Genomic DNA, 21,820 nt, shown 5'->3' on the forward strand with positions numbered 1-21,820 from the left:
TTGCGGCCTGCTCGTTAGCATGCTTGGTCTCCACAGTGGAATCCAGATCAAGGATCAACGAGCGGGGTATATCAAATTCCATCGTTCAGAGGGGCTGAGTCAACTCCACACGAGCATTTTCAAAACTAAGAAAGTGCTTGTTTAACAAGATGTGATAAGGACCGCGGCCGCCAAGCATATGAGAGATTAAGGCAGCGCTCTTATAATTAATCAGACTGTATGTGCGGAAATATCGGAAAATAGGCATGGAAGAGGCCCCCGGTAATCTGTATTTGAAGAGAATAATGCGTGTGTTGTGGTTCAAGTGGCATGTCGAACCAACCCCGAACCGTGAGGCGAAAAACGTTTGGAGACCTTTTAAGGTTGACGACCATGCCGGCAAGATGCACTTTAATTGCAGCCATTTCTTTGCTGGATGTCCACACCGTCCCTAAACCGCAGTGGTACTTGAGCTCATTGTTCTTCGATCGATGCGCCCGCGCCTGCGAAGTTCGGCGGTACCGTTCGTCCATTCTCGTTTGTGGTGCATGTCTCACGCACGGGGCAAGCGTTGCATTCTTTTGCATGAAACTTGTATTGCCAGCCCTGGCTTTGCTTAATGTAGTTTTTCTTTTGGCTTCGGTTGCCTTGAGGGCATCGGTAGGCATCAAACTTCGAATCATATATATACGCCTCGTGCGGCAAACCTTTCTTCGGACTCGTGGAGGCCGGTACCGGAGCAGACAACCCGGACCTCTCGGCTCCTAACGCGACGCGCTGTTCGCCTAATCCATACAACATATCGCCCAGTACAGCTCGGGCGGGAGGGCTACATACAGCTCTTGCGCATACTGTTTACCATCTCTACCATCGCGTCACGGTCATGTTCGGTCCACGGGGATGACACTTGTCTCCAAGATGGTACCGTCCTCGCTCATCAGGACTTGGACTTTGTAACCGCAAATCATCACGGTTTTACTCTTTCGCCCAATCCGAGCCTCCGGGTCGCGCAACGTGTAGATTCGAGACTTGGGATGGGAAGCACGGGACTTTTTCCTCCGGGTCTGTTCGAATGCTTGCTCTTCTTCCGGGGGCGTGGGGTATTTATTCTCGTCGAGCGAATGATGAAGCAGGTGAAGGCGTTTGTGGAAACGTCGCTCTGCTTTTACTGTCTGCCATGCGGTGTGCAGAAACGAATCAATAATCCAGGCCTCCTCCTTGTCCCGTAGCCCCATTTAATAGAGCTGAGCGAGGATGTAGCGATGGCATGCCAGAAAAAGACCGGCACCCAGAATCAGAATTGGAATGAACGGATAATCCCAACCTATGTATTGGAAATCGCTTTACCCCTTTAGGTGGGGAGGGGGGAATTTCATATCGACGGCCCAAGTGCAAACCCAGACTCCAGAACTGGATGCGATCTCCAAGTCTGATGTTCTCAAAAACCTGATTTTATGGGCTTTCGTAATTTGGGTTTAAGTTTCAACAAAGGGGCATAGGGATGCTGTCCACACCCCGTATAGAGAAAAGCGCATAGCGTGTCGGCAAAATAAAATCAATCTTTTTTCAATCACGATCCAAAACGAGTGCCTGGGCAAGCCTCGAACACACCATATAATCTGCAATACTCAGTTGGTCAAAAATTTTCAAACAGACACTCGTTTTCATGGCGGTCCACTCCTGATTTGATGATTTTTCTCAATTATACCGGGTGAGTCTCTTGTATTCAGTTGGTCACATTAAATGGACAGTTCACGTAATTAAGGTTAACATCAACGTAGCAAAGTTAGATTGATTCAAGATGCGTGGAATTTTAGATGTTAAACAGCGTTGTTACGATATCTTTTCCATATAGGTCTATGGGACCAAATTATTTTTTATGCATCTATTGAAATTACCAGTATTAACCTGTACAATGGAAGAAAACTGGGACGGTTGATTATATGAGTGAAAATAAGGAAACTAGAGGAAACAATGAAGAAGAAATTCATAACGTTTTAAAAAATACCTTCGAAACTCTTTCCACTATTTTGGATGAACAAGAGGGGAGCAAGTCTTTAATATGGTCGATTATATCTGAGTTTTGCAATAAAAGAAACTATTCCAAAGAGCCCAATGAAGTATTAAATGAAATATTCGGTGCTCCTGTTGGAGATGTAATTATAATGTGCATTGTAAGTTATGAGAAAATAGACGATTTTATGAATGACTTTGATTTCAAACATCAAATATGGCTCAAAGCTTTATCATATACATTTACAGAGCCATATCTTGATATAAAACGATTTCAAAATGCTCCAAGATCATTGAGAGCAATTGTAGATTATGAAGATGGAAATGATGTGCACTTTGTTCGAGCCGATGAAGTATCCGTAAGTTATGAACTAAACACTGCATCATGCATTTTTGTAATAAGAAGAATGTTGGACATTATTGAAGCTAAAGTGGGAGACTCAAACATTATATTAGACCGTCTAGAGGAAGAATTGAAACGGGGATTGGGGTTCGTAGAAGAATACAAGTCCAAGTTAGGTGAGAAGGATGACGACTAATCGCTTACAACAATATATAGTCGATGATTCTACCTGGCTAAATAGGTCGGAGCGTAATCCTGATAAGCAAATCATGGATCCATATGAATTTGCCATAAATGAATTAAATAAAAATAACAGATCTAAACGAAAAGCTAATGGCATTATAAAGCGAATAATGGAAGAAAAATTCGAGGGGATGCTTGTTTCGGATGAAATTATAGAAGGATCTTCATTTAAAAGTTCAATGAGAAACAATTCTTTTCAAGAAGACATATACTATATAAAAGGTGAGCTTGCTCACATTAGAAAGCAGATCGATACTTTATGCGGTTATAATGGTCTGAGTTCCTGGGCTGAAGGAGGGGCGGCAGAAATGAGTGAAAATAGCGAGAAATTAATTGAAATTAGAGAGCGCCTCATTAAGGTTGAAACTTTATCAGAACATATGAATTCCAAATTGGATACAAATAGTAGCAAATTGGATAAAATAGAATTAATGTTGCAAAAACTGCCTCAGGAGGATCGGATGAAAGTAGTAGTGACAGAAGAGATTAGAGCGGCAAAGGTAGCAAGTGAAGACTATGTTGCAGGAATATTTGCTTCACTTTCTAAGGATTTACCCAATAAAGACTACGTAGGGAATGCTGTATCAAAATCCACATTAAAGATAATCTATTGGTTAATTGGAACTATTCTTGCAACAGCAGCTGCAACAGGAGCGATTATGCAAATATTTGTGAAATGATTTGAAGATATTAGGCCTCCAAAAAAGTCAGTGAAAGCTGACTGATTGATAGCTCGTTTTAAAGGGTTTAATAAAAACCACAAAAAATGGCCAAATCTTGTATACAAGATTTGGCCATTTTTTGTATATTCTGATTGACCAGGGTCAGAACACTTTACCATGCAACAGACATTTTCTCTAGGGAGATTAAACCTGAATTACGAAAGTGCCGTCTCATGAAAACATAAAAAAGTGCTCAAATCTTTAATAGAATGGTGTTTGCGAAGACAACATCACCCAAAGAGAGGAGCACCTTTAAGGTGAACTTTACCACAAAAATCACGTCGTTGAAAACGGAATTTTCTATGAGAAACGCTACAAATTTTGCAGGTAGCAAGGTGCTGCTCGCGTTCCTGGAAAAAATAAGACTAAATCAGGCCCTTCGCACGCTTGGTCTGGCCAAATCGACAAACGCTATCTTTCCTACCCATCGCATCCTCCAGTATCTCATCATCGGATGGCTCTTAGGATGTGAGCGCCTGTTTCATTTTAAGTCGATGGAGGGCGACGCTTTGGTCGCCCATGCCTTGGAGGCCGCCTGCCGCATCACAGCTTATTGAATAAGGAACTCCTACGCTTCGGCGCCTCACACGAAGCGCTGGCTCCCGAACTCCGAAGACTGAACTTGGAGATCGCCTCTCCCTTACTACCCGAGTCGCTCATTTTGGCCTTGGATTCCACTGTGGAGACGGTCTACGGCAACCACCAGGTCGCGGTCTATTTTTTGATTGTATCACCGAAGCCGACCGCCTTTGAAGCGGTCTACTGTGCTACTGGAGCCGTATTGTCACAACGCTCCTTCTTTAGTTTTATTATGACCAGCTCAGTTTATTCTTCCACATGCAGAGCACTTTCACGCCCACTTCTGCACTCATGAAAGTCGTATGGCCCTTGGGCTCATACGGCTTTTTTCAATTCTACGACCGTCCATCCCCCCCTACCCAATAGAACAAATCTACACGTCCGCCAAAACCAATCCGGCCTGCGAAATTGCGAATTTTTGTTCCATCAGGTGAACAGTTTTGTTTATTACCGCGCCGAAGTGTGCCTGATAAGCTGAAGGTGTCGGTGGAAGCAACGCACGGACAGAGACGAGATCACAGGAGGTCAACGAAGTGAACAACAAAAAGTGGATACCTACGCTTTTGGCAGGCGTGATGACGCTGGGACTGCTCTCGGGTTGTGCAGGCGGAGGGAATACATCGTCTGGCGGGAACGGAGCAAGCACACTGGATAACAGTGGGGCGGCCACGAACACGCCTTCGGCGTCGGAGCCGATCAAGCTGACGATGTGGGGCGGCGTACCGCCGGAGTCGGGACCGCAGGCGGTCGTAGATGTGTGGAATGCCGAGAATCCAGACATTCAGGTCGAATATGTACGCTTCGTCAACGATGACGACGGCAATCTGAAGCTGGATACGGCGATGCTGACTGATCAGGGCGTCGACATTTACGTCAACTATACACTCTCGCAAACCGAGAAGCGGGTGGAGGCAGGCGTGGCGCTCGACCTAAGCGAGTTCGGCGACTATGACATTGACGACAAAATGGGCCCGGACGCTGCACTCTGGAAAATCGACGACAAATATTACGGTGTGCCGACCAAGAAAAATGCTTTCTTCGTCGCCTTGAACAAAGACATGCTGGACGAGGCGGGGCTGGAGGTGCCGAAAAGCTGGACGTGGGATGAGGCGCGAGATTATGCGAAGCAGCTGACGGCGGACGGCCGGTACGGTCTGATCCAGCATCTTGAGCCGTTCTATGATCCGATGGACTCGGTGCTGGAGAAGGACGGCTATGCCAAAGCAGACGGCAGCTCCAATCTGGACCATCCGCTGATCCAGAAGTGGCTGGAGACGCTGAACGCAATGATGACCGAGGACGCTTCGACGCCGCCGCTCGGCGAGCAGATGTCGACGCAGCTGCCGGTGGATACCAGCTTCCTGGGCGGCCAGGCCGCCATGCTGAACATCGGCGAGTGGCTCATCCGCAGCTCCAATAATCTTACCGACTTCCCGCGCGACTTCAAGATTGCTTTTGCACCAGTGCCACGTCTGGCTGACGCTGAAGCCGACTTCATCACCCGCGGTGGACTGGGCGATCTGGTCTCCATCAATGCCAAGTCGCCGCACAAGGATGCCGCCTGGGCGTTCGTCAAATGGTATGCTGACGGCGGCATGGCGCCAATGGCGGCGGGCGGCAGACTGCCAGCATCCAAGGATGTTGACAAGCAAGTAGCGCTCGACAGTCTGCTGGGCGACCAGGCGGACACGTACGATCTGGAATCGCTGGAATACGTTCTTTATGAAGATACCACACCAACCTATGTGCGCAGTGCCTCGCAGCAGGTGATTGACCTGCGGACGCAGGAGTATGAGAAATATTTCCTGGGCGGCCAGACGATCGAGAAAACGATCGAGAACATGGTGGCTCGCCACAACGAATTATTGAAATAAATATATTAGGAGGAGAAGGTAGGCTATTCTCAAAAGTGCCGAAGAGGTGCGGAATCGATTCTGTAGAAGTGAAACGCTCGCCTTTGTCCCCGGATTTCACCCCCTAAAGGGGCTAAATTACCAAGAAATCTGGGGACAACAGCGATCGGAAGAACGATCCGCTCCACGTAGGCCCTTTTTGGGTATGCGCCTTCTCCTCCGTCATGACAGGAGTGGAGCACCATGAAGGGCAACTGGATGAAGAAGCAGCAGCTGCTGGGATATGTGTTTATCGCGCCCAATATGATTGGCGTACTGCTGTTTTTTATTATCCCCGCCATGTTTTCCTTTGTCCTGATGTTTACGGACTATCGCTTTATGAACCCCAACGTCTCGTTTGTGGGGCTGGACAACTTTACCCGGTTGTTTAAGGATGAAGTCTTTTATGTATCGCTAGGCAATACGCTGATCTTCCTGCTATCCGTCCCGATCTCGATCCTGCTCGCATTTGTGGTGGCGGTGGCACTGAACAAGTCTGTCTATATGAAAAAAATGCTCCGGGCACTCTACTTCATGCCCTACATCACCAGCGGCGTCGCAATCGCCTTCGTATGGATGCTGCTGTTCCAGCCTAAGATGGGACCCATTAACGGTTTCCTGCGGGCCATTGGCATTGACAATCCGCCGGGCTGGCTGTCGACGATGGAGACGTCGATGATCGCCATCGACATCATCTGGATCTGGTTCATGCTCGGCTACAATATGATTATCTATCTGGCGGCGCTTCAGGAGATCTCCTCGGAACTGCTGGAAGCGTCCAAGATCGACGGCGCCAAGTGGTGGCAGACGATCCGCAGCATCATTTGGCCGCTGGTCAGTCCGACGACCTTTTTGTTACTTATCACAGGCCTAATCATGACGATCAAGACGTTCGGCATTATTCAGGCAATCACTCAGGGCGGTCCGGGCAATAGCACGACGATTTTATCTCTTTTCGTTTACAAAAATGCGTTCCGCTACTATGAGATGGGCTACGCTTCGGCCATATCCTGGGTGCTGTTCTTCATCATCCTGGTCATCACGATGATTCAATGGGCCGGTCAGAAGCGCTGGGTTCACTATTGATGGGAGGAGAACAACAATGAATGCAACCAAAACTGCACCAGCGGCCTCCCCAAACGTCCCGGCGTCGCGCAAGACACCCGGCTGGCTGCAGCTGCTGGAGTGGAACAAACTGCTGCTCACCGTGGTCATGACGTTTTTCGGCATCCTGATGATTGTGCCGTTCATCTGGATGATCAGCACCTCGTTTAAGACGCCAGCCGATGTGTTCGTTTATCCGGTCAAGTGGCTGCCCAATCCCTGGAACTGGGAGCACCATATCAAGGTGTGGACGGGCGACAAAAGCTTTGTCACTTATTATATGAACTCACTCAAGGTTTCAATTATCAGCACGGTGGGCGCCACCTTCCTGTCGGCATTTGCCGCTTATGGATTCTCCCGCGTGGAGTTCAAGGGCCGCAATGCGCTCTTCCTCGTCTACCTGTCGATGATGATGGTGCCGCCTCAGGTGCTGTTTGTACCGAAATTCATCATGTTCGAGTGGGCGGGAATCTACAACACGCATTACGCGTTGATTTTGCCCGGTATGTTTACGATTTTCGGGGTGTTTATGATGCGCCAGTTCTTCCTGTCGATCCCGTATGAAATCTCGGAGTCGGCATTTATCGACGGGGCGGGCCACTTCCGCATCTTTTTCCGGCTCATCCTACCCCTGGCCAAGCCCGCGCTGGCGACACTGGCGATCATCGATTTCAGCTGGCATTGGAACGATTACGAGAACGCCTTGGTATTCCTGATCGATGAAGGACTGTACACGGTGCCGCTGGGACTACAGAATTTCATTCTCGAGAATACAATCGACTACAACGGGATGATGGCTGCGGCAACGGCTGGCATTGTGCCGATGATCGTGGTGTTCCTGATTGGTCAGCGATTCATCATTCAGGGAATTTCCAATTCGGCGGTAAAAGGCTGACGTGCAGTCGGGCAACAAGAGAGGAGCGTATACACAGTGAAAAAAGAGACGGTACAAAGCGACATTACGGTTGTTGGTGGCGGCCTTGCTGGCGTCTGTGCGGCGGTGGCAGCAGCTCGGCTGGGTCAGACGGTGGCGCTGGTGCAGAACCGGCCGGTACTGGGGGGCAACTCCAGCAGTGAGGTGCGAGTGTGGGTTTGCGGGGCGACGAGCCATGGCGTCAACCGCTATGCCCGGGAGACCGGCATCATGGGCGAGATGTTCGTGGAGAATCAGTACCGCAATCCGGACGGTAATCCTTATCTGTGGGATTTGATCGTGCTGGAGACCGTACGAGCCGAGGCCAATATTAGGCTGTTCCTCAATACGGATGTACATGAGGTGGAAGTCTCTGGCGAGGAAGGGGACGGCAGGATCGCGGCGGTGACCGGCTGGATGATGGGCTCGGAGCGGCGAATCCGCTTTGAGAGCGAGATGTTCCTTGATTGTACGGGAGACGGGCTGGTGGGCTTCATGGCGCAGGCGGACTTCCGACTGGGGCGTGAAGCGCAGAGTGAATATGGTGAAGAGTGGGCACCTGAGGTTTCCGACGACATCACACTGGGCAGCACCATCCTGTTCTACACCAAGGATGCCGGGCATCCCGTCAAGTACGTGCCGCCGAGCTTTGCCAAGAACATCGAGGAGACGTCAATCCCGGTGCGGCGTGTCATCCGCAGCGGCGACTCCGGCTGTCACTACTGGTGGATCGAGTGGGGCGGCGAGCGGGATACGGTGCACGACAACGAGCGAATCCGTGACGAGCTGTGGTCGGTCATCTATGGCATCTGGGATTATATCAAAAACTCGGGCCAATTCGAGGCCGACAATATGACACTGGAGTGGGTGGGCTCACTGCCCGGTAAGCGTGAATACCGTCGCTTCGTTGGGGATTACGTGCTGAACCAGAATGATATTATTGCGCAGGAGCCCTTCGCGGATCGTGTGGCGTTTGGCGGCTGGTCGATTGATCTGCATCCACCGCAGGGCATGTACGCTGAAGAGAGTGGCTCCAAGCATTATCATGCGGACGGTATCTATCACATCCCGTTCCGCTCACTCTACTCCCGCAATGTCGGCAATCTGATGTTTGCGGGACGTAATATTAGCGCCACTCATGTCGCCTTCGGCACGACCCGGGTTATGGCGACATGCGCCGTCATTGGCGAGGCGGCCGGCACGGGTGCGGCCTTGTCCGTGCGGCGGGGTGTATCACCTCGCGAGCTCCACGATGCGCATCTGCAGGAGCTGCAGCAGGTGTTGCTGCGTCAGGATGCCGCAGTGATCGGGCTGCAGAGTGAAGACGGGAACGATCTTGCACGCAGTGCCTCGGTCACGGCTTCGAGTGTTCAGCGGGCAATCGCCGTCGCCGATCCGGTAGAGGCGCATGCGCTGACGTATCCGGTCGGTATTCTCTTTCCTGTCTCGGAGCGGCTGGACAGCCTGGCACTATTGCTGGATGCGAGGTCTGATACCGAGCTGACGGTCCAACTGTACGAGACCGGCCGCGCCGAGAATTATATTCCGGCCCGGCAGCTGGAGAGCCGGACCGTAAAGGTCCGACAAGGAGCAGGACAGTGGGTGGAGGTGCCGTTCGACTACCAGCCGGAGCAGGCGGGCAATGTCTTCGTCGTCATTGAAGCGAACGAAGCGCTGACGCTCTACACAAGTAAAGAGCCGTTGTTTGGTGTGCTCTGCTTTGAGAACCGGGTGGAGAGCTCAGCAGATTTTGCCAGCTATGACGAATCACAGTTGACGATGGCCTGGTCGATGAAGGGTCTGCATCGTACGCCGATTTGTCTGAAGGTGTCACCAGACACCTTGGCCTATGGTGCGCAATCCGTCATCGACGGCTACGTCAGGCCTTATGGCGGACCGCATATCTGGATGTCGGAAGAGCTGACCCCAGGAGATGGGGCTTGGCTGGAGCTATCGTGGCCGGAGGCACAGACGGTGTCCGAGGTACAGCTGACATTCAATGACGATGTCAATGAGGACCTGATTAATCTGCATCATCACCGTACCCCGTTCGAGGTCATCCCGGAGCTAGTGAAAGATTACCGGCTTGAGGTGTACATGGATGGGGAGTGGCGGACGGTGCACCGGGAGACAGATAACCGCCGCCGCAAACGTGTGCACCGGCTGGAGCAGCCGCTTGCGGCTGATCGGCTTCGGCTGGTTGTCGAAGGGACCAATGGCTCTAGCCATGCCCAAGTGGTGGAGATTCGCGTATACGCTTAAATAGGAGGACAGGGACGCCACCCAAGAATACCGGTGCCTTGTCCTTTATTCTATATATGACAGTTGCACGAGCAGTTGCAGTCCCGCCGCTTGTCCCGCAAGGAATAACGCACCTTTCTTCTGCTGGAGCAGCTACTTAATGAAAGAGCGAAAAACGTTTTCCTTGAATGGCTGGTTTCACCTACATTCCTGCCCGACAAAGTGAAAAGTCGATTGACAAGTTTCCAAGAAAGCGTTTAATATCAGAGCAGAGTCGTGGGAATCTGTGCTGCGGCTGCTGTTCTGTTTTTGATAAGGAAAAGGTTTTCCTTACAAATAAGTCTTTGAAAGTGGGTAGGCATATGGCATCTATTGTCGATGTGGCCAAGCACGCGGGCGTATCTATCGCCACCGTGTCCAAGGTGATTAACAATTACCCCAGCATCAGTCGCAAGACAAGGCTAAAGGTAGCCGAGTCTATAGAAGCGCTAAATTATTTGCCCAATGCGGCAGCCCGTGGTCTGGTCACCAAACGCTCCAGGCTGATTGGCGTGTTCATGCACAACCTGTTCACCAGTCCGTTCGTCACCGAGCTGTTTGCCGGAATGGAGGAGCGACTGGGGGGAAGCGGGTATGATCTGGTCTATCTGTCCATGAAGCCGGAGGACCGGCACTACTCGATGCTCAGTCACTGCCGCAGCAGGGATGTGGATGGGCTAATCGTCATTGGCATCGACCGGGAGTACCCGGATCTGCAGCCGCTGCTGAAGGCGGAGATTCCTACCGTTTTTGTCGACACCGACCTGATCGGCAAACGAGCGGGCTACATAACAGCGGACAATACGCGCGGCATCCTGCTGGCGGTGGCCCATCTCTATGGCCTGGGGCATCGCCGTGTCGCCTTCATGACCGGGGACCTCAACAATATTATTGGACGGTCCCGGTTCGAAGGATATCAGCAGGGGCTGCGGGCCTTCGGCCTGCCGTATGTGTCGAGTTACATCGTTTATGGCAATTATGACAAAACTCAGGCTGCCGTGGAAATGGCTGCGCTCCTGGCACTCCCGGAGCCCCCAACCGCCGTCATCTGCACATCCGATGTCATGGCCGCAGGGGCAATATCCCTTATTGAAGCATCAGGCAAGCGGGTGCCAGAGGATGTCTCCGTAGTCGGTTATGACAATACGTTCGTCGCGGAGATGAGCCGCCCCGCCCTGACGACCGTGAATCAGAATATCAAACAGATGGGCAGCCGGGCCCTGGGTCATCTTATTGGGATGATTGACGACCCCGATTATGCACCACCGGTAGCCATTGAGCCAGTGGAGCTCATTGTGCGGGATTCGACTGCCCACTGCCGTGATCTGATTACACAAGTCCCTGCCCGAAAGGAAGAAGAAGCATGAGTATAACGCCACAATTCCCTTTTTATAATTCGGACCTTCCACTCCATGAGCGTGTAGCCGACCTGGTGTCGCGTCTGACACTGGAGGAAAAAGTCGAGCAGATGGTTCAGTACCAGCCAGCCGTCGATAGGCTGGGCGTTGGCGCGTACAAGCATGGCACCGAGGCCGCGCATGGCGTAGCCTGGCTGGGGGAGGCCACAACGTTTCCGCAGGTCATCGGGCTGGGCTGCACCTGGAATCCGGAGCTGCTCCGAGAGATCGGCAGCGTCATTGGCGACGAGGCCCGGGTCTATTACCAGCGCGACCCGGCGCTGCACGGACTGACCCTGTGGGCGCCTACAGTGGATATGGAGAGAGATCCGCGTTGGGGGCGGACAGAAGAGGCATACGGTGAGGATCCCAAGCTGACTGGCGAGCTGACAGCTGCGCTCGTGCAAGGCATCCAGGGCGATCACCCGACCGTATTCAAGGCGGTCGCTACGCTGAAGCATTTTATCGGCAACAACAATGAGGTCGACCGCGGCCATTGCTCGGCCAGCATCGATCCGCGCAATATGAAGGAGTACTATCAGGCTGCCTTCAAACCGGCGTTTGTTAAGGGCGGGGCGCAATCGATGATGACCTCGTACAATGCGGTCAACGGGATTCCGACGATTCTGCACGAGGACGTGAACCGTGTCGTCAAGGAAGAATGGGGTATGGACGGCTTCATTGTCAGTGACGCTGGCGACCTGTTGGGCATCGTGAACGACCATCACTACATTGACCATTACAAAGAAGCCGTAGCCCACGCCATCAAGGCGGGGATTGACAGCATCACGGAAGATAAAGAGAAATCGTGTGCGGCAATTCGCGAGGCACTGGCCGAAGGACTGCTGACCGAAGACGATCTGGACCGGGCGCTGTCCAATACCTTCCGTGTCCGGTTCCGTCTGGGTGAGTTTGAGCCTGAGGCAGGTAACCCCTATGCTAACACGCCGGAAGCCAAACTGTGCGCACCGGAGCATGCCCTGCTGTCGCTGCAGGCGGCTCGCGAGTCCATCGTGCTCCTGAAGAATGAGCAAGCTATGCTGCCGTTAAGCAAAGACACGGCTAGTGTAGCCGTCATCGGACCGCTGGCAGATGTGGTGTTCCGCGATTGGTATTCAGGGTCGTTGCCCTATGCGGTGACTCCGACTGAGGGGATTCGGCGCAAGCTCGGCGAGACGCCGGTGACTTACAGCAGCGGGAACGACCGAATTGTTCTCGCCTCTGCTGCGAGTGGTCGTGAGCTAGCGGTAGCGACAGCTGAACCGCATGGTCTGCAGGAGGCGGACGGCGCGGAAGGCGACATCTTCGAGGTAAACGATTGGGGCTGGGGCAGCTACACCCTGCATAGCGTCAAGTCCGGCAAGCTGCTGACCAGTCAGGGAGATGAGCAGCTGACGGTTACGGCCGATGAAGCCTTCGGCTGGTTCGTCAAGGAAGTCTTCCGCTTGGAGGAACAGGATGACGAACAGCTGTCGATCCGTACCTGGAATGGCCAAGCCGTGGCAGCGCCAGGGGATGGCACACCGCTGCAGGTGAAGGCAGAGGCTAACCATACCGCTGAGGAACGCTACACGAAGCGCGTCGTCACAGATGGAATCACCGAAGCGGTGGAAGCAGCCAAGGCGGCTGAAACCGCAGTGGTTGTCGTGGGCAATCATCCGCTTATTAACGGCAAGGAGGAGATCGATCGTCCGGGCCTTGATCTGGCGGCTTCACAACAGGAGCTGATTCGTGCTGTACATGCTGCCAACCCGCGCACGGTTGTCGTTGTCATTGGCAGTTATCCGTTCACCCTGAACGAAGTGAATGAGACCATTCCTGCAGTTCTCTACCTCTCCCATGCGGGGCAGGAGCTGGGCAATGCCCTGGCCGATGTACTATTTGGCGACTATTCACCAGCAGGCAGGCTCAATATGACCTGGTACCGGTCGGAGTCGCAGCTGAGGACAGATATTCTGGATTATGATATTCGCAAAGGAAAACGCACCTACCAGTACTTTGATGGGGAAGCGCTGTACCCATTCGGTTATGGCCTTAGCTATGGTTCGTTTGCATACAACGATCTTACCCTTGAGACGGACTTCGTAGAGGTTGGGGCTGATCCGCTGGCGGGCAGCATCCAGGCGCGGTGGACGGTGACCAACCTATCCGCGATTGCTGCCGATGAGGTGGTGCAGCTGTATGTACACGTCTCCGGATCCAGGGTAGAGCGTCCGCTGAAGAAGCTGGTTGGATTCTCTCGTATACGACTTCAGCCAGGCGAAGCCCGGGAAGTCGTGCTGACGGTGCCTGCCGAGGAGCTGGCAATTTGGGATGTGACACGGGATCGCTTCTGTCTGGAAGCGGCCCAGTATACCTTCGAGGCCGGGACTTCCTCGGCAGACATTCGTCTGACGGCAGCCGTTGAGATCGCGGGCGAGGTCATCCCTCCGCGCGACTTGTCCCACTACACGCGTGCTGAGAACTATGATGATTATGCAGGGGTGTATCTGGATGAGTGCAAGGAAGGCGGTACGTGTATCCGGGTATCGGCGGCAGCTGCAACTGGGGAACGGGAGTTGGAGAGTTGGATTCGTTTTTGCGATGTCGACTTTTCGCAAGGGGCCGCTGCCCTGGAGGCGCGGGCCAGTGGGGGGCCGGCGGGCGGTCAGTTAATCGTTCGGACTGCTAATGGTGAGGCTGAGTTGAAAGTGGATGCTAGCGGCGAACAAGTCTGGGAAACCGTACGTGTTGCACTTCCCCACAATTTGGCCGACGGAGATTTAACGATTGCGCTCTCGGGAAGCATTGGGCTGAGCGGTATTCGGATTACTGGTTAATATAAAAGGTTAGAATAGCGACCTCCTGTCCTGTTGGACGGGAAGGTCGCTATTTGCGTTCATAAATCTGAATAGTCACGGCTGTCATCCCCTTAAGGCGCCTGCTCCCTCTTGCGGTACACACCAGGCGGCAGGCCGTGATGCTTCTTGAAGGCCTTGGAGAAGGAGAAGAGGTCAGGATAGCCGACCGAGTGAGCAATCTCCGCCAGCTTGGAATCGGTATGTGCCAGCAGGTGCTGGGCCCGAACCAACCGCAGCTGCTGCAGATATTGGACCGGTGGCAAGCCATAAGAGGCGGTGAAGCGCTTGGTGAAGTGGCCCCGGCTCACCCCGATGTGGGCAGCCGCGCTCTCGACCGTAATGCCGTCCGCGTAATGGAGGTCGAGATAGGTCTTGCCCCCTAACAGCCAGTCTTCGGCCGCATCCGGCCCGGTGGCGGAGGGGGCTTCTGGGGTGAGGGCATCGAAGACGCCATAGAAGGCACTCAGACGGGCCAGATCGCTAGGCGGCTTGGTGGCCTCCGACTCGACCAGGCAGAAGAATCGTTCCATTGCTTCTATGCCTTGAACGGTAGCGCCGCCAGCCCGGTAAGGCTGCTGCGGCTGGAGCCCTACCCGTTCCAACAGAGCCAACGCGTGTTTGCCGTCGAAGGCGAAAAACACTTTGCGTAGCGGATTTTGGGGATTCGTGTAATATTCGTATCGGATAAGCGGGCAGAGACAGAACAGATCATGGGGGCGCAGCGGATAGACTTCGCCGTTCTGCTCGAACGTTCCCTCTCCTTCTACAACGAGTATCAAGTAATAGAAGGGAGAATACCGTGGGCCCATCCGGTAGTGCGGCTTGGCGTGATTGGATCCGAGCCGGATGGGCCAGGCCGGAGCCGACTTCTCCAGCGACGAAGGGCGAAAGTAGTGAATTTCCAGCCACTCCTGATCATCATCTCTCATATTTCGAAACAAGCGGTCCACCCCCTTTATACCATGCTGAAATGAAATAACTCCTTATTACACGGGTGTTCGTTCGTTGCAGGAACACAAATTGACAAATGTGACACGCGTGGAAATGACATTTACCACACCTCATACGACTGGTAAGATCAAAATACACTAATTAATCCGATTATATTAATCGGTTATCGACCGGTCAACTGGAGATTTAGCTTGCCGCAGCCTGGCCAGCGGGCAAGAACATGTGCAATAGAAGAGAGGACGGCAATCATGAGCGACAACAACAAGGTTGAGTTCGGCTGGTTTATTCCGACTAACGGAGATGGCAGATATATTGGTGTGAAGCCGGAGCGTGAGCCGTCGCAGCAATATTTCGTCGACGTGGCACAGGCTGCTGAAGAAGCAGGATACGAGTTTGCCCTTATTCCTGCAGGCGGGGATTGCTGGGATGGCTGGATCGTCGGTTCCTGGGTAGCGGCAGCTACGCGGCGCCTGAAGCCGTTAATTGCAATGAGACCTGGTTTAATTACACCGGTACTAGCTGCCCGGATGGCGTCCACCCTGCAGTGCATGTCGCAGGGCCGCGCCTTGATCAATGTCGTAACCGGTCACTACCCGGCAGATTTGAAAGCTTCCGGGGATGCGCTGCATGACAGCCATGATGAACGGTACGCTCGAACCCGGGAGTTCCTGGAGGTCGTCCGTGGCGTCTGGCAGGCAGGGGATGGTGACGCGGGTGGCTTTGATTATGACGGCAGCCATTACAGCATTGAGGGCGGCGTGAGCAAGCCTTCGCTTGGCTTGGAGGCCGTTCCGCCGCTTTATTTTGGCGGCAGCTCGGTAGCCGGCAAGCGTGTAGCAGCCGAGACGGCTGATGTTTATCTGATGTGGACGGAGCCGCTGGCCTGGATTCAGGGTCAGATTGCCGAGATGGAGGGGTACCTGACCGAGCTGCGCGAGCAACGGGGTCTCGACCGGACGCTCCGCTATGGGATTCGCGCGCAATTGGTTGTGCGGGAAACGGAAGAGGAGGCCTGGGCAGCAGCCCACGACATCCTGAGTCAAGCCAGCCCTGAGGTGTTCAAACTGGGAGAGCTCGCTCACACCTCGACGGACGCGACCAATCAGAAGCGCCAGATGGAGCTTTTCGCCGCATCAAGGGATCAGAAGCACGTCATTGGACCGAATCTATGGTCCGGATTGTCAGCCATTCGAGGTGGCGGCGCGGTAGCCTTTGTTGGCACGCCGGAGCAAGTATCGGATCGAATTGTCGAATTCGTAGAGGCGGGTGTCCACTCGTTTATCCTCTCCGGCTATCCGCATCTTGAAGAGGCGCGCAGATCGGGCGAGTTGCTCCTGCCCTTGGCCAAGCGTAAGCTGGCTGAGCAGGGCTATATTATCTAATTAGAAAATGGGGGCTATGCCATGGGATATCAAACAACCAAACGCCAACCTTGGCGAGGACTGCTGCTGTCACTGATGATTGCGGGCACAGGGGTGCTCGCGGCTTGCGGAGGCGGCAACAATGCAGCGGAGACCGGCAGCGGCAATACACCAAGTGAGCAGCAAGTAAGTAATAGCGGCAGTAATCCGGTAACGATCAGCTTCATTCACTGGCGGGGCGAGGATGCGGCAGTATTGGACGGCATTATCGAGGATTTTGAAGCGGAGCATCCCGGAATCAAGGTCGAGTCGCAGATTTTTCCGTCAGAGCAATATCAGGCAATCGCGCAGGCCAAGCTGCTGGATGGCGCGGTAGGCGATGTGTTCACCTCCTTCCCTGGCACGCAATTCGAGGCCATTGCCAGAGCAGGTCTGTTCACTGATCTGAGCGATGAGGAATTCGTAGCCCAGTTTAACCCGTCCTTAATTGAAGCGGGCCAAAAGGACGGCCAACAGCTGGCGCTTCCTTATCAACTGGTCTACAACATCCCCATTTACAATGTCACACTGTTTGAAGAGCAAGGCATTGAGGTGCCGAGTGACTGGGAAGGCTTCCTGGCAGCCGCAGAGCAGCTCAAGCAGGCAGGGATTGTCCCGATTGCTTTTCCGGGGGCGGATATCGGCCCAGGCCAGTTCATGAATCCGATGGTGATGAACAACGCGCCGGATGGTGAGATCTTCGTGAAGCTGGAGGCAGGCGAAGCGAAGCTGACCGACGAGTGGTGGGTCACAACGCTGGAGCAATTCAAGCAGCTGAATGACCTGGAATACTTCCAAAAAGACGCACTCTGCACCAAAAACGAAGCCGCCGGCGCCTTGTTTGCCCAGGGCAAAGCAGCCATGCTGGCTACCGGATCCTACCAGCTGCTAGGTAACAAAAATAACAATCCTGAGCTCGTTCAAGGCTTGCTGGCGCCTATCACTGTACCTGCCGACCAAGCAGTCTATGAAGGGATTCACACGACAACATTCATGCTCGCCATCAACAGCAAGACCAAGCATCCGGAGGAGGCCCGGGCATTCCTGACGTATCTGAGCCGCAGCGAGGTGGCTTCAGCCTATGCCAATGGTACCGGACAGAACGTGACGGTGAATGGCGTAGAATACACCAGCGAAGAACTGCAGGTAGTTGAGGAATGGACGAACAAGAACACGCTTTTCCAACCGCGCTTCACGATTACCAATGCTGAGGTACAGCGAGCGGTCCTGAGCTCGATTCAGTCCGTACTGGCGGGCACCGACCCTGCCCAGGCAGCAGCGGATGCGCAGGTAATCGTAGATCAGCAGATCGGCCAGTAACTCCATGCGCAGGTTCTGGCGACTGCTGCCGTTCTTCCTGCCGGGCCTCCTGCTCTACCTGGCACTGTTTGTCTATCTGACGGTGACGAGCTTTTACTATTCCCTGACCGATTGGGACGGCTTGTCGCCGTCCTATACGGTGATTGGACTGGACAACTATCCTAGGGTTGCTGAGGATGTGGTCTTCCGCAAAGCCTTTGGCAACAACATCAAATTCATGCTTGCTGTTGTTTTGGCGCAGACGGTTATTTCCTTGCTGCTGGCGCTTCAGCTAACCAAGCAGAGCCGGTTGCATGTGGCGCTGAGAGCCTTTTACTTTGTGCCGACGATTCTGTCCTCGGTATCCGTGGGCTTCATCTGGACATTCGTCTACGATCCGACGCTGGGGATGCTGAACGGAGTGCTGGAGGCGATGGGCTTGTCGTCTTGGAACCGCAATTGGCTTGGCAATCCGCGGATTGCTATTTTCTCCATTGCAGCCGTTCAGGCCTGGGCCCATATCGGACAAATGGTCATACTGTTCGTAGCCGGACTACAGTCGATCCCCCGTGAGTTGGTGGAATCGGCCCGTCTGGATGGCGCCACCCGGCTGCAGTTGTTCTTGCGCGTCACCTGGCCGCTCCTGGCGCCTGCGGCTGCGATCGTCGTATCCTATACGACCATCCAATCTTTTAAGGCATTTGACTTGGTCTTCACTATGACTGGCGGCGGACCGGCGTATTCGACTGAGATTTTGTCTACGTATATTTACAACTCAGCGTTTATGAATTATACCTTTGGCCGGGCGGCGGCAGCTTCGGTATTTTTCTTGGCCCTGATCGGGCTGATTACCTTCCTGCAGTTCCGGGCACTGCGGACCGACAGAATATCTTATTAATTCGCTTTTCTGAATTACTTCGTAATCATAATCGTACTCAGGCAGGTGAAACCAATGTGGCTTCAAGGCTTGGGCAAGCTGCTGCTTGTCGCGTTTGCCATCCTCATCGCAGCGCCGCTGCTAATCGTCTTATTCACGTCCATGAAGAGCACGGCCCAGTTCTATGCCTCACCGCTTGGGCTGCCGGAGTCTTTCTCGTTCCATAACTTCAAGCAGCTGTTCACGGGCCAGCCGATGCTGCGCTACGCCGCCAACTCGCTGATCGTCACAGTTTCGACCGTACTGCTCGTTCTGGGATTGGCGGTCAGCATCGCCTATGGCATTCTGCGCTCCGGACGGCGGCTGGGCGGCGTTGTCTTCGCCCTGTTCGCTGTAGGGCTCATGGTGCCTTCGCAGGTCAACATGATTCCCATCTACACGTTCATCCGGCAGCTCGGCTGGAGTAACTCGCTCACTGGCCTGATCGTCGTCAGCGCCTCCGTGCTGCTCCCGCTCTCCGTGTTCATGCTGAGCGGCTTCATGAAGACACTGCCCCGCGAGATCCTGGAGGCAGGCGAGATCGATGGCGCAGGCGATTGGACGCTCCTGGCGCGAATTGCTGTTCCGTTGTGTGCTCCCTACCTGGCAGCCGTTTCAGCCTTTTTGTTCGTTATCGTCTGGAACGATCTGCTCTTCCCGCTGCTGCTCCTCAGCAGCAATGACAAGCTGACGCTACCCCTGGCCCTGCTCCAGTTCCGGGGCGAATACGTCACGGATTACCCGATGCTGCTAACCGGCGTCGTGACAACCGCCATTTCGATGATCGTGCTGTTCGTTTTCCTGCAGCGCTACTTCATCTCGGGAGCTATGGCAGGGGCATTGAAGGGTTAACTCACTCAGGGAGTGCTAAGGGCAACATTTTACAATTCAGCAGGCTAAAACCTACGTTTTTACTGGCATTTTCCTTAAATAACGGCGCTGAGTTCCTTTAGAATGTAAAAACATGCTGAAAAAACAATATAAGGCCGCTCACTTCCCTTACTGGTTGGAGATCCTATTATCGCTCCATTCCCACGGTTGCTCACCAATAAATACACTCTCTCGGGGCAAACGTTAGAAGTGGGGCGCATCAAGGCTGGCCTCCTCCCCACCGCCCGCGAAAGGACAAACCTGAGGCAACTATAGTAAACTGGGAATAACTTCAACTAGTTAAGGGGGGAACGAATGAAAAGCATCGGGAGATACAGTCGATTTTGTATCCTTCTGTGTGTGGTCGTAATCGCAGCCGCATGTTCGAAGCCCGGGGTAGAGTTAGATTTGGAGAAAGTGAATACTTATGAAATCGGCTATCTCGGCAATGACAATGAGCTCGTGGAGAGCTTGAATGATCAAGGCGTGATGATTGTCGACCGTGAGATCGACGCAGCGTACACTGGGGACATCCTGATCATTGATAATGAGCTTGTATCTCAAATCAACGAGGATGATGTAAAAAACTATTTACTCGATGGAAACGATGTATTCTTTGCTCGTGCCAATAATACACAGCAAATTGAAGAGAAATTTATGAACCAAAAATCGTATGAGTATACGGATGATAAAGATCATCATGTTCTGCTGCAGCTTAAACATAATGGAGAGCAATTTGTTATACGGTCTTCCATCTATGGATTGGATGAACATAAATATGAACGACTCATTCAGACGCTATTTCTGCTTCGAGAATTAGAATCTTAATCCATTGCAAAAGAAGGCTTTGCCACCACGGCAAAGCTTTTTCTCTCGCTACAAAAGGCACCCCGCACCACCCCCACTATACAATCCTTGCCGCTATACAATTCTCTTCAAAAACCCGCCAAACCCAGTCCCCACTAGGGATTTCGCCGATTTTCGTCCGCTTTGGTTAAGCCGGAAGTATTGTTTATAGACGCTGTGTTGCCGGCTGTGGTTCCATAAGGGTGTCCCTTCCGCAGCATTCAGGCTGCCGGGGATCAATTAGGTCCGAATCGGAGTTGATACCCACATGAAAGCCACACCCGCCGCATCAAGCACAAGCCCACCCGCCACGCCCGCGCAATCCTCGCCGAACCGGCGCAGGCTGAAGCAGAATATTCCGTGGTTAATCATGTTTGCACCCGTCGCTGTCTATTTCATTCTCTTCAAATACGTTCCCATGGGCGGTCTTGTCATCGCTTTCAAGGACTATCACTTCCTGCACGGGGTGTGGGGGAGCGAGTGGGCAGGACTGAAGAACTTCCAGATGCTGTTTACCGACCCCGCTACGATTACGACGATTCGCAATACGCTCATGATCAGTGTGCTATCGATGGTCGTTGGTTTCCCGTTTCCTATCGTGCTGGCGATTATGTTCAATGAAGTTCGTAAGCTGTGGTTCCGCAAATCCTTGCAAACGCTGCTGTATCTACCACATTTTCTTTCCTGGGTCATCGTTGGAGGCATGGTCATTACGCTGTTCTCGCAGGAGACAGGCGCCGTCAATGCGCTGTGGGAGCGGCTAACGGGCAGCACGTACCCGTTTCTGTATAACGAGGCATCCTGGCTGACGATTTTCCTCGGTTCAGGGGTCTGGAAGGAAGCAGGCTTCGGCGCGATCATCTACCTGGCAGCGCTAGCTAACATTGACCCGCATCTATATGAGGCAGCGAATCTGGATGGTGCAGGCAAGTTCAAGCAGATCTGGCACATCACGCTGCCGGGCATCACCCCGGTCATCGTCCTGATGCTAATCCTCGGCATGGGGCGAGTGATGGAGGTGGGCTTCGATCAGGTCTACATGCTGCAGAACCCGGTCGTCTCCAATATATCTGAGGTCATCTCCACCTATATCTACCGGATGGGCTTGCAAGGCGCCCAGTTCAGCATTACTACGGCCATGGGGATGTTCGAGGCTGTGATCGGTCTCATCCTGGTCATTGCGGCCAACGGTGTCGCCAGAAGGTTTAATCAATCCCTGTGGTAACAAAAGGA

The 21,820-nt window shown here is 53.1% G+C and carries 18 protein-coding genes; 15 read left to right on the forward strand and 3 right to left on the reverse strand.

The window, feature by feature from the left end; genetic code table 11:
* Nucleotides 1-453: 453 nt before the first annotated feature.
* Both F556_RS39250 and F556_RS0117605 read right to left on the reverse strand, forming a co-directional pair.
* Nucleotides 454-780 (reverse strand): transposase, encoded by a 327-nt coding sequence (locus F556_RS39250; RefSeq protein WP_083938037.1) that lies wholly within the window; start codon nucleotides 778-780, stop codon nucleotides 454-456.
* A gap of 80 nt (nucleotides 781-860) precedes the next feature.
* Nucleotides 861-1,214 carry a hypothetical protein gene (locus F556_RS0117605; protein ID WP_020618302.1) on the reverse strand — a complete coding sequence of 118 codons (354 nt, stop codon included), beginning with the start codon at nucleotides 1,212-1,214 and terminating at the stop codon, nucleotides 861-863.
* Nucleotides 1,215-1,922: 708 nt separating this feature from the next.
* Between F556_RS0117605 and F556_RS0117615 the strand changes: the two genes are divergently transcribed.
* From F556_RS0117615 to F556_RS0117655, 9 genes are all read left to right on the forward strand, one after another.
* The gene (locus F556_RS0117615) at nucleotides 1,923-2,531 is read left to right on the forward strand and encodes a hypothetical protein (protein ID WP_020618303.1); all 609 of its coding nucleotides are present in this window, start codon (nucleotides 1,923-1,925) and stop codon (nucleotides 2,529-2,531) included.
* Nucleotides 2,521-3,258, forward strand: coding sequence for a hypothetical protein (locus F556_RS0117620; protein ID WP_020618304.1), 738 nt, complete (start codon nucleotides 2,521-2,523; stop codon nucleotides 3,256-3,258). Before F556_RS0117615 ends, F556_RS0117620 begins: the two co-directional genes overlap by 11 nt.
* A gap of 299 nt (nucleotides 3,259-3,557) precedes the next feature.
* A complete protein-coding gene (locus tag F556_RS0117625; RefSeq protein WP_026297354.1) occupies nucleotides 3,558-3,857 on the forward strand; it encodes a hypothetical protein in 300 nt (99 codons plus the stop codon).
* 555 nt (nucleotides 3,858-4,412) lie between these two features.
* Nucleotides 4,413-5,753, forward strand: a complete 1,341-nt coding sequence (locus F556_RS0117630) for an ABC transporter substrate-binding protein (RefSeq protein ID WP_020618305.1) — start codon at nucleotides 4,413-4,415, stop codon at nucleotides 5,751-5,753.
* A gap of 222 nt (nucleotides 5,754-5,975) precedes the next feature.
* Nucleotides 5,976-6,857, forward strand: a complete 882-nt coding sequence (locus F556_RS0117635) for a carbohydrate ABC transporter permease (protein WP_020618306.1) — start codon at nucleotides 5,976-5,978, stop codon at nucleotides 6,855-6,857.
* Nucleotides 6,858-6,873: 16 nt separating this feature from the next.
* Nucleotides 6,874-7,770, forward strand: coding sequence for a carbohydrate ABC transporter permease (locus tag F556_RS0117640; protein WP_020618307.1), 897 nt, complete (start codon nucleotides 6,874-6,876; stop codon nucleotides 7,768-7,770).
* Between the two features lie 36 nt (nucleotides 7,771-7,806).
* Nucleotides 7,807-10,050 carry an FAD-dependent oxidoreductase gene (locus tag F556_RS0117645; RefSeq protein WP_020618308.1) on the forward strand — a complete coding sequence of 748 codons (2,244 nt, stop codon included), beginning with the start codon at nucleotides 7,807-7,809 and terminating at the stop codon, nucleotides 10,048-10,050.
* 341 nt (nucleotides 10,051-10,391) lie between these two features.
* Nucleotides 10,392-11,435 carry a LacI family DNA-binding transcriptional regulator gene (locus F556_RS0117650; RefSeq protein WP_020618309.1) on the forward strand — a complete coding sequence of 348 codons (1,044 nt, stop codon included), beginning with the start codon at nucleotides 10,392-10,394 and terminating at the stop codon, nucleotides 11,433-11,435.
* On the forward strand, nucleotides 11,432-14,284 hold the full coding sequence (locus F556_RS0117655; RefSeq protein WP_020618310.1) for a glycoside hydrolase family 3 C-terminal domain-containing protein: 2,853 nt from the start codon (nucleotides 11,432-11,434) through the stop codon (nucleotides 14,282-14,284). Before F556_RS0117650 ends, F556_RS0117655 begins: the two co-directional genes overlap by 4 nt.
* A 92-nt stretch (nucleotides 14,285-14,376) precedes the next feature.
* Here F556_RS0117655 and F556_RS0117660 read toward each other — a convergent pair whose 3' ends face one another.
* Entirely contained in the window at nucleotides 14,377-15,234 is an 858-nt protein-coding gene (locus tag F556_RS0117660; protein WP_040717056.1) for a helix-turn-helix transcriptional regulator, read from the reverse strand.
* Nucleotides 15,235-15,504: 270 nt separating this feature from the next.
* Between F556_RS0117660 and F556_RS0117665 the strand changes: the two genes are divergently transcribed.
* From F556_RS0117665 to F556_RS0117690, 6 genes are all read left to right on the forward strand, one after another.
* Nucleotides 15,505-16,638: an LLM class flavin-dependent oxidoreductase gene (locus tag F556_RS0117665; RefSeq protein WP_020618312.1), complete on the forward strand. Its 1,134-nt coding sequence runs from the start codon at nucleotides 15,505-15,507 to the stop codon at nucleotides 16,636-16,638.
* Between the two features lie 21 nt (nucleotides 16,639-16,659).
* Entirely contained in the window at nucleotides 16,660-17,976 is a 1,317-nt protein-coding gene (locus F556_RS0117670; protein ID WP_020618313.1) for an ABC transporter substrate-binding protein, read from the forward strand.
* Nucleotides 17,977-17,980: 4 nt separating this feature from the next.
* Entirely contained in the window at nucleotides 17,981-18,853 is an 873-nt protein-coding gene (locus F556_RS0117675) for a carbohydrate ABC transporter permease (protein ID WP_020618314.1), read from the forward strand.
* Between the two features lie 54 nt (nucleotides 18,854-18,907).
* Nucleotides 18,908-19,723, forward strand: a complete 816-nt coding sequence (locus F556_RS0117680; protein ID WP_020618315.1) for a carbohydrate ABC transporter permease — start codon at nucleotides 18,908-18,910, stop codon at nucleotides 19,721-19,723.
* Nucleotides 19,724-20,056: 333 nt separating this feature from the next.
* On the forward strand, nucleotides 20,057-20,569 hold the full coding sequence (locus F556_RS0117685; protein ID WP_020618316.1) for a hypothetical protein: 513 nt from the start codon (nucleotides 20,057-20,059) through the stop codon (nucleotides 20,567-20,569).
* Nucleotides 20,570-20,855: 286 nt separating this feature from the next.
* Nucleotides 20,856-21,812, forward strand: coding sequence for an ABC transporter permease (locus F556_RS0117690; protein WP_020618317.1), 957 nt, complete (start codon nucleotides 20,856-20,858; stop codon nucleotides 21,810-21,812).
* The last annotated feature ends 8 nt before the right edge of the window (nucleotides 21,813-21,820 follow it).

Origin of the sequence: Paenibacillus daejeonensis DSM 15491 (genome assembly GCF_000378385.1) — a bacterium.
Classification (GTDB): Bacteria; Bacillota; Bacilli; order Paenibacillales; family Paenibacillaceae; genus Paenibacillus_D; species Paenibacillus_D daejeonensis.